The following is a 13,631-nucleotide window of genomic DNA, read 5'->3' as shown; positions in this document are numbered from 1 at the left end:
CTTTGTCACGCTCGAGATTGTATCACTCGCGACTATCTCGTGTATAACTACCTTCAGAGATGAATCCGCAGTCCAGGCCCTCGCCCTGGGCAACACCGTCTGGAGAGTTCAATTGGCCACGCTGCTGCACGTCGACTCGTCCGTGCTCCCCGGCCCGGCATCCTCCTCCCGCTCGGTCACGGCCGCCTTCCGCAAGGCCTGGGAGGAGCAGCACCCACAGGGCACGGTGATCTACCGGGACCTCGCCGCCCACCCCGTCCCCCACATCACCGCCGAAGCCTGGTCCGCCGGCTACGTCGCCCCGTCCGAACGCACCCCCGGCCAATCCGCCGCCTTCGCCGCCCGGGTGGAACTCATCGAGGAGGTGGAGCGGGCCGACGCCATCCTGATCGGCGCACCCATGCACAACTTCTCGATCCCCTCGACCCTGAAGGCCTGGCTGGACTCCGTCCTCCTGCTCGGCCGGACCGCGGGCGAGGCCCCCTCCGCCCAGGGCACACCCGCCCTCGTCGTCGCCAGCCGCGGCGGCTCCTATGCTCCGGGCACTCCGCGCGAGGGTTACGAGTTCGTACAGAACTACCTCGAAGCCGTCCTGAAGGACACCCTCGGCCTGGACCTCGACTTCATCGTCCCGGAACTCACCATGGCCCCGCGCAACCCAGCCATGTCTCATCTGGTCCCGCAGTACGAGACCTCGCGCGAGCGGGCCTTCGACGACGCGATCGCCAGGGCCAAGGAACTCGCCAAGCGCCTTGCTGCATGACCCGCAGACGACTGGTGCCGTGCGATCCGACCCCCAGGCCGCACGGCACCCCCGCCACGACCCGCTTTACCAACCGCTGTGATGGCACGCTGCCACGGGCACGCGCCGCTTTACTCTTCGTCGTCCGCGGGATAGGCAAGCCGGGTCAGCAATTCCGTCAGCCTCTCGGACTCTCCGGGTGCCAAATCGGAGACCAGGCGCTCAGTGAGCGGCTCTGCGGCCACGTGTGCCGCGTCGAAGAGCTCCAGACCCTCAGGAGTGATTTCCACCGCGCGCGCCCGCCGGTCCCCCGGCACGGCCTTGCGTACGGCCAGCCCCTTGCGCTCAAGGTCGTCCACGACCCGCATGATCCCGGCCTTGTCAGTCCCTGTCGCCGCTGCCAGGTCCCGCTGCACCGTGGAGCCGCGGTTGACCAGCACGACAAGCACCGCAAAATGCCGCAACTCAATACCGAGCGGCCGAAGTGCCTCAGACATCACAGCAGCCGCACGCCAGTGCGCCCGACGCAACAGCAGACCCAGCGCGAAAGGAGACGTGTCCCCCGGACGATCGGTCGCACGCCGGGTAGTGGCTCGGCCAGGAACAGCAGCAGTCATGACAGCATGCTATAGCAATGCACTCAGTCGATACCATATCGTCTGAAACTAAGAGGCGATCCGCCGCCTGGCCGGCCACGGGGCCGTCCTGCCGATCACGGGCATAGCAGGATGGATGCGGTGTGGGCGGCGTCGTCCAGTCGATGATGGCCGTGCGCCTGTAGGCCCGAGGAATGCGACCGTGTAGGAAGAGGTCAGCCGGCGCCGCTGGAACCGAGCTTGTCAGTGGCGCCTCGTACGGTCCTGACATGGGTATCACCTCGGCCTGGTCCATCAGGACCTGGTGGAAGCCCTTCGGTCAGGTCTGCCGCAGGGAGGCGGAGGCGCTGGACTCCTTCACGAGCTGACCGCTTCCGGGGTGCACGTGCAGAAGATGTACGACGGCATGTCGCCCGACGACGACTTGTCACTGCTCACGGATGTGTGGGAGCTGGTCACCGGCACGGAGGACATCTTCCTTTCCATCCAGAACAAGGACTTCGCGCTGAGGTCCTTCTTCCACGCCATCGGCCCCGACCGGGCCGTCCTCCTGCCTGGCTGGTGCGGCGACTTCCTGCTCACCTCCGCCCAGGTGCGCCAGACGCTTCCCGCCGTCGAGCAGGCACTTCGCTTCCCGGCGAAAGAACGCGCACAGGCCGAGGACCAGGACTGGCTGGACTACGGCGACGATCAGGACAGCGTCCTGAACGGGCCGCTGCGGATGTGGCGGCAGGCCGCGACGTACGCACGCGGCCTGTGCGGGATGTCCGTCACCATCTACTGAGAGGAACTGGACGAACCATCTGCGACGTCATCGCGCACACCGCCGCTGTCTGGACGCCAAGTCGGCCGTCACGTCGTCGCCGAGCGGGTGACTTCGTCCCCAGGCCGCGCACGTGGCTGATGCGGCACCGTGGACGCACACGGATCAGTCGCCCCCGTGGTGGCAGACCACGTCCTACTCCGTGACCAGCGCTCGCTTCAGCGCGGTGGCCTCTTCGAGGACCTGGCTCAGGTCGGCGTACATCCGCAGACACACACCGGTCAGGCCTGGATCCCTGGCGGTGCGCTCGGGCGGTCGAGGTGCCCGGGCACGGGTGATCACGGCCCGGAAGGCGACGACGATGTCATCGCCAAGCCCGCCACGTCGGTGACACCCAAAGCCGGCCTCGGCGCGGTCGGGGCCACCTGCGGCCGGCTCGACGCGTGTACCGGCAGAAGCCTGCCGGCCGCCCCGGCACTCCGGCCTGCCGGAAGAGGGGGCGGCGCCGGGCCGGGAGCTCGGCCGGGTTCCCCTTGCGACCGTACGTCACGCCGGTGCCCCGCCCTCACCCGGGGAAACGTCCCGTGGAGCGGAGCCGCCAGCGTCGTTCGGCGTAGGCCAGGTCGTCGCGCCACAGGCGCCCCGAGGCCGCGCGCACAAGCGGTCGCAGCAGCGGCGCCGCCCGGCGGGCGACGGCGAAGCCCAGCCGGTCGGAGGCGGCCACCACCGCCTCGGTCACCGCGGTCCGCGGCCGGCCCAGCCGGTCGGGGCCGAGAGGCGTGGCGTGGGTCTCGACGACGGAACCCGTGCCCTCACCCTCGGTGATGCGCATGACGACCGTGCGCGGTTCGGGGGCGGTGAACACGGCGCGGACGGGTACGACCAGGCGCCCCGCCACCTTGAAGGAGACGTCGAGGGTGAAGGCGTCCTCAGTGCCGCTCCCCGAGCCGCCGGGTGATCCGACCACCGTGAGGTCGACGAACGAGTACGGGTGCAACCACGCGCCGTGCCACGGGTCCAGGCGGTTGGCCACGACGTCCTCGACTTCGCAGATTCCCGTGCCGGTGTAGACGGCCGTCAGCGCCCGTGCCCGCTCGGGCCGCCGCGCGACGACCGGTGCGTCCGACGGGGTCTCACCGCCCACCGCGTCCAGCCGGACCCACAACAGCAGTCCGTCGTCGTGCACCGGCAGCGGAGCCCAGTCCGCGTACGGGGTGCCGTCCAGGGCCAGCCCGTGCCAGTGGCACATCAGGGTGCCGCAGCGAACGGGACTGTCCCGCAACGGTGCGCCGAGATGGGGGCAGGCACCGGGGCCGCCCACCGGACGGCCGCCGGGGCCGCGCCACACGACCACCTCCTGCCCCGCCACGGTCCCCGCGAGCGGGCGGTCGTCGCGGAGATCACGCGACGCGCCGACGACGTACCAGTTGCCGGACGGTCGGGCCTGGGCCCGTTTCAACGCCTCCGCGATCACCCCCGGCCTGGCATCGCGCCAGGTCGGCCGCTGACGCTCCCACGGCACCGGTCGCCGGCGCAGCGACAGCGGAAGACGACCGCGCCGGCCGCGCGGGACGGGGGTCACACGACCTCCCGCGCGGCCGGTGGGCACGACGCGCCGAGCGCGGGGACGGGCAGCGGCCGCGGTGCCGCGAGTCGCCGGAAGGGACGCCCGGCGCGCAGCCGCGCGGTGACCGCCCGCACGAGGCCGTCCGCGGCGACCGCCGCGCGACGCCGGCGCGGGACCACCGCGCGGCGGTGCAGCACCGAGTAACCGTCCTGGGCGACCGCGTCCAGGATGCCGCCGTACAGGACGAACGCGGTGCGGATACAGGGACGTGAGACCGGGTCCAGCATGCCGAGGCCGGGAACCGCCTCCCGGTAGACACCCCGTGTCAGCGCCTCGAACTCGCGCAGCGCGGCCGTGATGCGCGGCTCGTGCCGGCCGGTGTCCCTGCTCCACCGCAGCAGTTCCCGGTCCGCTCCGTGGCCCGCCAGCAGATCGGCGGGCAGATAGACGCGGCCGCGGTCCAGGTCCTCGCCCACGTCCCGAAGGAAGTTGCTGAGCTGGAAGGCGACGCCCAGCGCCGCCGCGTACGGCGCGGCCTCCTCGCGCGGCACCACGGTGCCCAGCACCGGCAGCATCTGCAGTCCGATCACCGCGGCCGAGCCGTGCATGTAACCACGCAGGTCGGCATAGGTGGCGTAGTCGGTCACCGTGAGGTCGGCGCTCATCGCGGACATGAAGTCATGGAACAACGCGTGCTCGATGCCGTACCGGTGCGCGGTGTCGGCGAGCGCCAGGACCACCGGCTCGTGACTGTGCCGGTGGCGCAGTCCGTGCTCCAGGCTCCGCCGCAGTTCCGCCAGGGCCGCCGCGCGCGGCTGGGTGTCCGCTCCGGTACCGAAGGAGTCGACGATGTCGTCGGCCCAGCGGGCGAAGCCGTACAGAGCGTGCACGGAGGGCCTGCGTTCGACGGGCAGCAGCCGGGTGGCGAGGAAGTACGTCCTGCCGTGCCGCGCGTTGAGGGCGCGGCAGTGCCGGTACGCCGCGCGCAGCGCCGGATCGCCGATCCCCGCCGCGTCCAGTTCGCGGTCCGTCATGTGGTGGTCTCCTTCGCGCGCGGGGGCGGGGCGGGGCGCCGGGAGGATGCGGGGCGCGGCAGGCCGGTGACCCGCGCCGCGGCGAGCTTCCCGGACAGCAGCACGGTCGGCACGCCCACGCCCGGTGTCGTGCCGCAGCCGGCGAGGACGGCGTTCTCGGTACCCCGCACCAGGTTCCGCGGCCGGAACGGCCCTGTCTGGGCGAAGGTGTGGGCGGCCGAGAAGGGCGTCCCCGCGGCGTGGCCCGCGGCCCGCCAGTCGGCCGGGGTGACGAGACACTCCTCCTCGACGCTGCCCTCGATGCCGTCCAGACCACGCCGCTCCAGTTCCCGCAGCAGCGTCTGCCGGTAGCGGGGGCCGAGTTCGCTCCACGCGGTGGCGTCCGGCCCGATGTCCGTGTTGGGGCAGGGCGCGAGGATGTAGTGCAGATGGCGGCCCGGCGGTGCGAGCCGTGGATCGGTGGCGGTGGGCCGGGTGACGAGCAGGGAGGGATCGCTCATCAGCCGGCCGGTGCGCGTGAGTTCGGTGAACGTGGTGTGCCAGGCCGCGCCGAAGAGAAGTGTGTGGTGCGCAAGCTGCGGCCACGTGCGGTCCGTTCCGGCGTGCAGCACCACGGCGGACGGTGAGTGCCGCAGGCGCAGCGGACGCCGGGGGGAACGGCCGAGGAGCCGGTAGGCGACCGGAAGGTCCGGGGTGAGGACGACGGCGTCGCAGGGGACGCGGTCCTGGTCCGTGACGACGGCGGTGACGCGCCCGCCCGAGCGTTCCAGACGGGTCACCTCCTGTCCGTACCGCAGGTCGGCGCCCGCCTCGGCGGCGGCGTCCGCCATGGCCCGCGGCAGGGCGTGCATGCCGCCCCGGAGGAAGTACACGCCCGCGACGGTGTCCATGTAGGCGATGACCGCGTACGCGGCCAGGGCGCGGGCGGGCGGCACGCCCGCGTACAGGGCCTGGAAGGAGAAGACCCGGCGCAGCCGTTCGTCCTTGAGGAAACGCCCGATCCGGGCGTCCAGCCGGCCGAAACCGCCGAGCGCGGCCAGCCGGGCCAGGTCGGTGTTCAGCAGGTGCAGCGGGGAGTCGAAGTTGGCGTCGATGAAACGCCGCATCTGCGCCCGGTGCAGCTTGCCCAGCCAGTCGCGCAGCCGTAGGTACCCCGCCGCCTCATCAGGGCCGGCGAAGCGCTCCACCTCCGCCGTCATCGCGTCGGCGTCGGTGTGCACGTCGAGCGTGCTGCCGTCCGCGAAGCGGGCCCGGTAGGCCGGGTGCAGCGGAATAAGCTCCACCCTCCGGTGCAGGCTGTCGCCGACGGCCGCGAAGGCTTCGTCGGCGAGGCCGGGCATGGTCAGCACGGTGGGGCCGGTGTCGACCCGGTAGCCGCCGAGGTCAAGGCGTCCGGCCCGGCCGCCGGGCAGGGCGTCCCGCTCGACGACGGTGACCCGTCGTCCGGCACCCAGCAGGTGCAGTGCGGCCGACAGCCCGGCAAGGCCGGCTCCCACGACGACGACGTGGTCGGTGCGTCCGGGCAGCGTGCGCCTCATCGGCCGGTCTCCTGCGTGAGGGAGCGTGCCAGGGACAGGGGCCCTGCGGATGCCTGATCCTGTCCTCGACCCTGATCCGCCCCGGGGCGAGGGTGCCTTCCGTCACCGGCCGCCGCCTCGGCGGCCGTGGAAGCGAGCAGCCGGCGCAGCCGGCCTCCCGCCCCCTCCTCCGGGAGGACGCCGTCGAGATGACGCAGTCCCCGCGCCACCAGGTGCCTGATCCTGTCCTCGACGGCGGCCCGGGTACCGGTGCCGGTCAGCACCTCCCTGACCTGGTCGACATCCGCCTCGGTGAGACCGGGGTCGCCGAGCGAGCCGCGCAGCACGGCGAGGGCGCGGTGGTCGGCCACGGCCTCGGCCCGGCGGAGTGCGAGGGCGACGAGATAGGTCGGTTTGCCCTCGCGGATGTCACCGCCGCCGGGTTCGCCGGTCCGCAGGGGGGCGGCGAAGACATCGTCCAGGTCGTCGCGCAGCTGGAAGGCCACGCCGATGCGCCGTCCGGCCCGGCAGAGCGCGCGGGTGGTGGCCTCGTCGGCACCCGCCAGGGCCGCGCCCAGCGCGAGGGGCCGCTCGACGGAGTACCGGCCGCTTCTCAGACACGCGGCGCGCAGCGCCGGCGACAGGGAGTACGACCCCGTGACCTGGCCCTGGACGTCCAGGTACTGACCGGCCACCATCTCCGTACGCGTGTCGCTCCACAGACGGCGCACGACGGACGCCGTCGGGGCGGCGAGCGGGGTCTCGGTCACCAGGTCGTCCGCCCAGACGAGCGCCAGATCGCCGGCCAGGACCCCGCCCGCGTCCGCGAAGCGGGCGACGCGCTCGGGAGAGGCCGAGCCGGCGTACTGGGCACGCAGGTCGGCGTGGAACGCCGGACGGCCGCGGCGCAGCGCCGAGCCGTCCATCACGTCGTCGTGCACCAGGGCGCAGGTCTGCAGCAGTTCGAGTGCGGCGCCGATCCGCAGAGCCGCCGCGACGGGCACCTCGCCGGTGCCGGCGCAGGCACGCACCGTCCACCACAGAAGCCGCGAGCGCATGCGCTTGCCCCCCGACCGGGTGAACCGCGCGACCCGCCCGGCCAGTTCCCCGGCGAACAGGGCGTCCAGGGCCTGGGCGCGGGCGACGCGGTCGGCCAGGAACCGATCGAGCACCCGTCCGACGGCGGCGGGTACGTCCGCGTCGACCGCGCCCGCGTCGACCGTGTCCTCGCGAGTCGTGCCGTGTGTCTCGCCACGGGTCTCGCCGGTTCCGTCGTTCCGACGCACCCGGACGGGGGACCCCGACGGGGGCATCGGGCGTGGGGCGGACGGCGGCGCTACCGCATGGTGTTCCTTCGCCTGTGTGGGGCGCATCCTGTTCCTCTCGTCGTGGTCACGAGCGGTCCGTCACCACGTCTTCGCCGCGTGTACCGGGCGTGCCCGCGGCACCGGCCGCCGCGCGGACGGCCGTCTGCGGCGATGCCTTCCACATCGCCCACCCGCCGTGACCCCGCGTGCCGCATCCGAGTGACCCGCGTCCGTTCGGGGACGCCGACGGGAGACGCAAGGCACGTGCACGCACAGCACGGAAGGAGCCGTCGTGTTCGAGGCGGAGGTGGCCGTTCTGGGCGGCGGAGCCGCCGGCCTGTCCCTGGCCCACCGTCTGGCCGGGCACGTGCGGGGACTGCGGACGCCGTCCGTGGTCCTGGTGGACGCGCCGCCGGGCCCGCTGCGCGCACCGCGCCGCACCTGGTGCTTCTGGGAGCCGGGCCGCGGGCGTTTCGACGGCGCGCTGACGGCCTGCTGGCGGCACCTGCGCGTACGGCCCCCTGTGGGCGACCCGGTCGAACGGGACCTCGCGCCGTTGCGGTACAAGATGATCCGGTCCGACGACCTCGAGGACCTGGTCGGGCGGGACCTGGCGCGCAGCCCGAACGTGCGGCGGCTGGAGGCCACCGTGGAGACGGTGGAGGACGTCGAGGGCGGAGCCCGCGTCCGGGTGCGGAGCGCCGACGGCGAGGCCCGTGTGCTCACCGCCCGCTGGGTGCTCGACTCCCGGCCGCTCGGCAGCCTGCCCGCCGCCCGCACCACACTGCTCCAGCACTTCCACGGCTGGTTCGTCCGCACCGCGCGACCGGTCTTCGACCCCGGCACCGTCGACCTCATGGACTTCCGCACCCCACAACCCGCCGACGGCCTCTCGTTCGGCTACGTCCTGCCCGTCGGACCGCACGAGGCCCTCGTCGAGTACACGGAGTTCTCACCCCGCGTGCTCACCGCCGGCGGTTACGAGGCGGCGGTGCGGCACTACGTCGACGACGTGCTGAGCCTCGGCGACACACAGGTCCTCTCCACCGAGACAGGCGTCATCCCGATGACGGACGCGCCGATGCCCCGGCAGGTCGGAGCCTCCGTCTTCCGCATCGGTGCCGCCGGCGGCGCGACCCGCCCGTCCACCGGCTACACCTTCGCCGGTCTGCAACGCCAGACGCGGTCCGTCGCCGCCGCCCTGCGCCGGGGACACCGGCCGGTGCCACCTCCCGCCCACTCCGCCCGTTCCCGCGCCATGGACGCCGTACTTCTGCGTGCCCTGGCCACCGGCCGGGTCGACGGTCCCGCACTGTTCTGCGGCCTGTTCGCCCACGTGCCCGCCCCCCGGCTCCTGCGCTTCCTCGACGGACGCACCCGCCTGTGCGAGGACCTCGCCGTCGGCCTGCGCACCCCGATCGGCCCGATGCTCCGCTCGGCGCTCGAACTGCCGCTCCTGCCCCGCCGCCCGTTCGACTGACCACCTCCGACTCCACCGACCTGGAGACCGCATGACGCTGCTGCGCGACGAGGACCTCACCGCCGCGTTCGACCACGCCGCCCGCGGCTATGACGCGCTGGTGGCCGCCAACCCCGGTTACCACGCGCATCTTCGGCGCTCGGTACGCCGTCTCGGTCTGCCCGGGCCGGGAGCGGGCCTGCGCCTGCTGGACCTGGGCTGCGGGACAGGCGCCTCGACGGCCGCGCTCCGCGCCGCCCTGCCGGCCGCGCACATCACCGCCGTCGACGCCTCCGCCGGCATGCTGCGGCGGGCCGCCGCCAAGCCCTGGGCGGGTGAGGTGACCTTCGTACGGGCACCGGCGGAACGCCTCGCCGAGGCGGGGGTGACCGGCCCGTTCGACGCGGTCTTCGCCGCCTACCTGCTGCGGAACGTGTCCGATCCCGACGCCGTCCTCGCCGCCGTACGGGACCTGCTGGTGGCCGGCGGCCGGCTCGGCGTGCACGAGTACACCCTCAGCGGCCGCCGCATCGACCGAGCGGTGTGGAGCCTGGTGTGCCGGGGCCTCGTACAGCCCGCGGCGTCCGTCCTCGGGGACGGCGGGCTGTACCGCCATCTGTGGCGCAGCGTCGTCGAGTTCGACACCGTCGACCGCTTCGCCGCCCGCGTCCGGGCGGCCGGCTTCGAGCGCGTACGGGCCCTTCCCCTGCCGGGCTGGCAGACCGGCATCACCCACACCTTCGTCGCCCGGCGCGCGGAGAGCACCCGATGACCGCGGCCGAGCCGCCGAACGGCGGCCGTCGTGGCCGGGACCGGCGCGCCCGGATGCTGCCGGCGCCGCCCGGCGGGCGGCGCGTCGACGGGGCCCGCCCCGCCGCCGCCGTCGTCGGCGGCGGCATCGCAGGCCTCGCCGCCGCCACCGCTCTCGCCGAGCGCGGGGTCGCCGTGACGGTGTACGAGCGGCAGCCGTACCTCGGCGGGCGCGCCGGAGGCTGGCCGACCACCCTGCGGGACGGCACCCCGGTGACCATGAGCCGAGGCTTCCACGCCTTCTTCCGGCAGTACTACAACCTGCGCGGGCTGCTCCGCCGTACCGACCCCGGCCTGCGGCGGCTGACCGGTCTGCCCGACTACCCACTGGTGCACGCCGGCGGAACGCGTGACAGCTTCCGCCACGTCCCGCGCACCCCGCCGTGGAGCGCGCTGGGCTTCGCCGCGCTCAGCCCCACCTTCACCGTGCGGGACCTGCGCCGCATGGACCCGGTCGCGGCCCTGCCGTTGCTCGACGTCCGCGTCCCCGACATCTACGACCGGCTCGACCACATCAGCGCCCATGCGTTCCTCGACGCCGTCCGCTTCCCCGAGAACGCCCGGCACCTCGCCTTCGAGGTGTTCTCGCGCAGCTTCTTCGCCGACCCCCGGCAGCTCTCGGCGGCGGAGATGGCGCTGATGTTCCACATCTACTTCCTCGGCTCGGCCGAGGGCCTGCTGTTCGATGTGCCCCGTGCGCCCTTCCCGGCCGCCCTGTGGGAGCCACTGGCCGGTTACCTGCGGCGGCACGGCGCCGAGGTGCGCACCGCCACGGCCGTCGAACACATCACGCCGAGGCCGACCGGTGGTTATCAGGTCGCCTCGGACCGGGACGAGCGGTCCTACGACAGTGTGGTTCTCGCCCTGGACACCGCGGGCCTGCGCCGCCTCGTCGCCCGCTCGGACCTGCTGGGCGACACCCTGTGGCGCGAGGGGATCGCACGGCTGCGCAACGCCCCGCCGTTCCTGGTGACCAGGCTGTGGCTGGACCGCCCCGTGGCGCCCGGCCGACCGGGATTCCTGGGCACCGGCGGATTCGGGACCCTGGACAACGTCAGTGTCCTGGAGCGCTGGGAGGACGAGGCCGCCCGCTGGGCCGCACACACCGGCGGCTCGGTGGTGGAGCTGCACGCCTACGCGGTACCGGCCGACGCCGCCCGGGACGTCGAGGAGAAGCGCCTGATCGAACAGATGCACCGCGTCTATCCGGAGACACGCGACGCCACGATCACCGACGCCCGCCACGAATGGCGCGACGACTGCCCCCTGTTCCCGGTGGGCGGCTACGGCGACCGGCCGACCGTCCGCACCCGGGACCCGCATCTCGTGGTGGCCGGTGACCTGGTCCGCACCGGCCTGCCCGTGGCGCTGATGGAGCGGGCCGCGACGGCCGGCTTCCTCGCGGCCAACGCCCTGCTGGAGCGATGGGGAGTGCGGGGAGTGACCCTGTGGACGGTTCCACGGCACGGCCGGAACGCCGTGCTGCGGCGCCTGGCCGGCGCCGCCGCAAGGGGCTCCCGTACTCGGTGAACGCCCGTCCGCAGGGGGTATCCGGGGGAGCACACGGCCGCACCACACGTGACGGGCCGTCACACGTCCGGCCCACGCCGCATACGGTCACCCGGCGGGCGGGAAGGGATGCGGGGACCGCAGGCGCCACAGCACCCAGGGAGTGCCATGCACGAGTACCAGGAAGGGCCGGACCACCGGCACCGCCGCCCCGAAGGGGTCGACGACCTGACCGTCGAAGCCCTCGGGGCGCTGTCGAAGGCTCTGGAGACCACCGAGCGCGCCCGCGGCCATCTGTACAGCTTCCACCAGCTGACCGGCGGGGCCGACCTCGAACTGGAACGGGCGGTACGGCTGCTGCGCGAGGCCGGGCACACCGAGTGGGCGGCGAAGGCCGAGGCCGAGATCCTGGGTCGGAACGTCATCCCCGGTCACTGGACCTTCCAGGTCATCGAGGCCTACAACGACACCTACTACCGGCCGTTCCAGGAGCTGGAACGCAGTGTGGTGAACGCACTCGCCCAGGGCCGGGACCACCTGTACGAGGCGGAGATGAAGGAGGCACGCCGCACCCCCGGGCACTCCGGCCACACGGCGCGTCCCCCGGCCGCGGACGGCTGACCGCGTCCCACACCGACCGGGACTGCCGGGCCGCCCGTGGGCCGGCCCGGCCACGGGGCGCGGCAGCACATCCTCTGAGCAACCCCGGATCACCCGAACTCCCGCACCCGCTCCTGGACGGCGACCATGCAGACGTTCCTGCCCGATGCCGACTTCCGGCGCTCCGCCCTGATCCTGGACCGTCGCCGCCTGGGCAAGCAGCGAGTCGAGGCGCTCCAGGTCCTGCGCGGCCTGACCGTTCCCGGATACGGCTGGCGCAGGCACCCGGCCGTGCGCATGTGGAGCGGATACGAGGAGGCCCTGGTCCGCTACGGGCTCGAGGTCTGCCGGGTCTGGCGCGAGCAGGGGCACCAGGACAGCTGTGCCGCGTCGCTGATCGCCGGATACGCCGCAGGCCGTCCGGGCGCTCACGTGCGCGATCAGCCCGCTCTCGCCGCCGCGGGGGAACTCCCGCCGTGGCTCGGTGACGAGGCCTTCCACCGCAGCCACCAGTCCGCGCTCGTCCGCAAGGACCGGGACACGTACGCGCCCGTGTTCCCCGGCGTCCCGGACGATCTGCCCTACGTGTGGCCGTCCTCCGACCGGGAAGGGACGACCGCCTGACCGGGGCCTCGCCGACCGGTCGGCACGGCGGAACCAGGCGTGAGAGGCGAGCCGGGGACCCCGACTGGCCAAGACGGCTCCGACGCCGCGGGGGAACTCCCGCCGTGGCTCGGTGACGAGGCCTTCCACCGCAGCCACCAGTCCGCGCTCGTCCGCAAGGACCGGGACACGTACGCGCCCGTGTTCCCCGGCGTCCCGGACGATCTGCCCTACGTGTGGCCGTCCTCCGACCGGGAAGGGACGACCGCCTGACCGGGGCCTCGCCGACCGGTCGGCACGGCGGAACCAGGCGTGAGAGGCGAGCCGGGGACCCCGACTGGCCAAGACGGCTCCGACGCCGCGGGGCGACGCCCCGGCGAGATCCGGACGGCGCGTGCGGGCGTGGCGCCCACGGGTGGCAGACCCGACACCGGCGGGTGGCCGAGGCGGTCACGGTGGTGGGTGTCGGCTCGGGCGGTGTCGAGGGTCCCTGTGCGTCACGTCGGCGGACCGGGTGGTCCGTGCGCCGGCGGTCACGATCGGTACCCTTCTGGCATGTCATCGCCAACACCGTCCGCTGACGGCGCGCCCCCCGGCAACCCCGTCCCCACCGCCCCGGCCCGCCGATTGCGCCCTTCCTTCGCCGCCGCGCTCGTCGCAGGGCTCGTTCTGGGCGCAGGCGGGGTAGGGGCCGCCTGGGCGCTCAGCGGCGGCGACGGCTCCGCCGACAGCGGCGCGGCCGGCGACGCCCGCCAAGCCTGCGACGCCCTGCGGGGCTTTCACGAGTCGGACCTCGGGGCCGACGGGGGCAAGAGAGAAATCGCCTTCAACCGCCTCGGCGCCGCCGCCGTGCTGTCCACCGCGGCGGCTGCCGGTGACCGCGAGTTCAAGCCGTTGGCCGACGCCATGCGCCGGGTGCAGAACCAACTGGTCCGCTTCGTCGACTTCACCGAGCCGGAGGCGCAGAAGGACTTGAAGGCCGCCCGGTCCGTGTGCGCCGGTCTTTGACCGACGTCCGGGTCGGCGTCGTGCCGACCGCTCCGGGCGGCGACGCGTAGATGGTCGCTTCAGGTGGCCGCGACGGTCACCTGCCCGGCGGGACCGGTGGAAGCACCGTGTCTCCC

15 protein-coding genes are annotated in these 13,631 nt (G+C 73.5%); 9 read left to right on the top strand and 6 right to left on the bottom strand.

Annotated elements, in window-relative coordinates; genetic code table 11:
• The first annotated feature begins 112 nt into the window (after window positions 1–112).
• The gene (locus ACZ4WH_RS15860) at window positions 113–763 is read left to right on the top strand and encodes an FMN-dependent NADH-azoreductase (protein ID WP_468180637.1); all 651 of its coding nucleotides are present in this window, start codon (window positions 113–115) and stop codon (window positions 761–763) included.
• A gap of 110 nt (window positions 764–873) precedes the next feature.
• Here the strand turns inward: ACZ4WH_RS15860 and ACZ4WH_RS15855 are convergent, their stop codons facing one another.
• Window positions 874–1,239 carry a MarR family winged helix-turn-helix transcriptional regulator gene (locus ACZ4WH_RS15855; RefSeq protein WP_468180636.1) on the bottom strand — a complete coding sequence of 122 codons (366 nt, stop codon included), beginning with the start codon at window positions 1,237–1,239 and terminating at the stop codon, window positions 874–876.
• A gap of 478 nt (window positions 1,240–1,717) precedes the next feature.
• Between ACZ4WH_RS15855 and ACZ4WH_RS15850 the strand changes: the two genes are divergently transcribed.
• The gene (locus ACZ4WH_RS15850; protein ID WP_468180634.1) at window positions 1,718–2,122 is read left to right on the top strand and encodes a hypothetical protein; all 405 of its coding nucleotides are present in this window, start codon (window positions 1,718–1,720) and stop codon (window positions 2,120–2,122) included.
• A gap of 174 nt (window positions 2,123–2,296) precedes the next feature.
• Here ACZ4WH_RS15850 and ACZ4WH_RS15845 read toward each other — a convergent pair whose 3' ends face one another.
• The 5 genes from ACZ4WH_RS15845 to ACZ4WH_RS15825 form a co-directional block, all read right to left on the bottom strand.
• A complete protein-coding gene (locus ACZ4WH_RS15845) occupies window positions 2,297–2,464 on the bottom strand; it encodes a DUF6207 family protein (RefSeq protein ID WP_468180713.1) in 168 nt (55 codons plus the stop codon).
• Window positions 2,465–2,666: 202 nt separating this feature from the next.
• Window positions 2,667–3,683, bottom strand: coding sequence for a DUF5914 domain-containing protein (locus tag ACZ4WH_RS15840; protein WP_468180632.1), 1,017 nt, complete (start codon window positions 3,681–3,683; stop codon window positions 2,667–2,669).
• The gene (locus ACZ4WH_RS15835; protein WP_468180630.1) at window positions 3,680–4,702 is read right to left on the bottom strand and encodes a phytoene/squalene synthase family protein; all 1,023 of its coding nucleotides are present in this window, start codon (window positions 4,700–4,702) and stop codon (window positions 3,680–3,682) included. Before ACZ4WH_RS15835 ends, ACZ4WH_RS15840 begins: the two co-directional genes overlap by 4 nt.
• Window positions 4,699–6,240, bottom strand: coding sequence for a phytoene desaturase family protein (gene crtI, locus ACZ4WH_RS15830; RefSeq protein WP_468180628.1), 1,542 nt, complete (start codon window positions 6,238–6,240; stop codon window positions 4,699–4,701). The genes ACZ4WH_RS15835 and crtI overlap by 4 nt, the downstream gene beginning before the upstream one ends.
• Window positions 6,237–7,592 carry a polyprenyl synthetase family protein gene (locus tag ACZ4WH_RS15825; protein WP_468180626.1) on the bottom strand — a complete coding sequence of 452 codons (1,356 nt, stop codon included), beginning with the start codon at window positions 7,590–7,592 and terminating at the stop codon, window positions 6,237–6,239. The genes crtI and ACZ4WH_RS15825 overlap by 4 nt, the downstream gene beginning before the upstream one ends.
• Before the next feature lie 226 nt (window positions 7,593–7,818).
• On the opposite strand from ACZ4WH_RS15825, the gene ACZ4WH_RS15820 reads away from it, so the two are divergent.
• The 7 genes from ACZ4WH_RS15820 to ACZ4WH_RS15790 all read left to right on the top strand — a co-directional run bounded on the left by ACZ4WH_RS15820 (window position 7,819) and on the right by ACZ4WH_RS15790 (window position 13,515).
• A complete protein-coding gene (locus ACZ4WH_RS15820) occupies window positions 7,819–9,006 on the top strand; it encodes a lycopene cyclase family protein (protein WP_468180624.1) in 1,188 nt (395 codons plus the stop codon).
• 31 nt (window positions 9,007–9,037) lie between these two features.
• Window positions 9,038–9,757, top strand: a complete 720-nt coding sequence (locus tag ACZ4WH_RS15815) for a class I SAM-dependent methyltransferase (RefSeq protein ID WP_468180622.1) — start codon at window positions 9,038–9,040, stop codon at window positions 9,755–9,757.
• Window positions 9,754–11,325 (top strand): FAD-dependent oxidoreductase, encoded by a 1,572-nt coding sequence (locus tag ACZ4WH_RS15810; protein ID WP_468180620.1) that lies wholly within the window; start codon window positions 9,754–9,756, stop codon window positions 11,323–11,325. Before ACZ4WH_RS15815 ends, ACZ4WH_RS15810 begins: the two co-directional genes overlap by 4 nt.
• A 147-nt stretch (window positions 11,326–11,472) precedes the next feature.
• The gene (locus ACZ4WH_RS15805; RefSeq protein ID WP_468180618.1) at window positions 11,473–11,925 is read left to right on the top strand and encodes a hypothetical protein; all 453 of its coding nucleotides are present in this window, start codon (window positions 11,473–11,475) and stop codon (window positions 11,923–11,925) included.
• Window positions 11,926–12,051: 126 nt separating this feature from the next.
• Window positions 12,052–12,528 (top strand): MSMEG_6728 family protein, encoded by a 477-nt coding sequence (locus ACZ4WH_RS15800; RefSeq protein WP_225809953.1) that lies wholly within the window; start codon window positions 12,052–12,054, stop codon window positions 12,526–12,528.
• A gap of 39 nt (window positions 12,529–12,567) precedes the next feature.
• Window positions 12,568–12,780 carry a hypothetical protein gene (locus ACZ4WH_RS15795; RefSeq protein WP_468180616.1) on the top strand — a complete coding sequence of 71 codons (213 nt, stop codon included), beginning with the start codon at window positions 12,568–12,570 and terminating at the stop codon, window positions 12,778–12,780.
• 282 nt (window positions 12,781–13,062) lie between these two features.
• The gene (locus ACZ4WH_RS15790) at window positions 13,063–13,515 is read left to right on the top strand and encodes a hypothetical protein (protein ID WP_468180614.1); all 453 of its coding nucleotides are present in this window, start codon (window positions 13,063–13,065) and stop codon (window positions 13,513–13,515) included.
• Window positions 13,516–13,631 lie beyond the last annotated feature (116 nt).

It is taken from the genome of Streptomyces sp. NPDC029138 (genome assembly GCF_055564375.1).
Note: the sequence above shows the minus strand (reverse complement) of the source record. Positions and strands in the feature narration are given on the sequence as shown.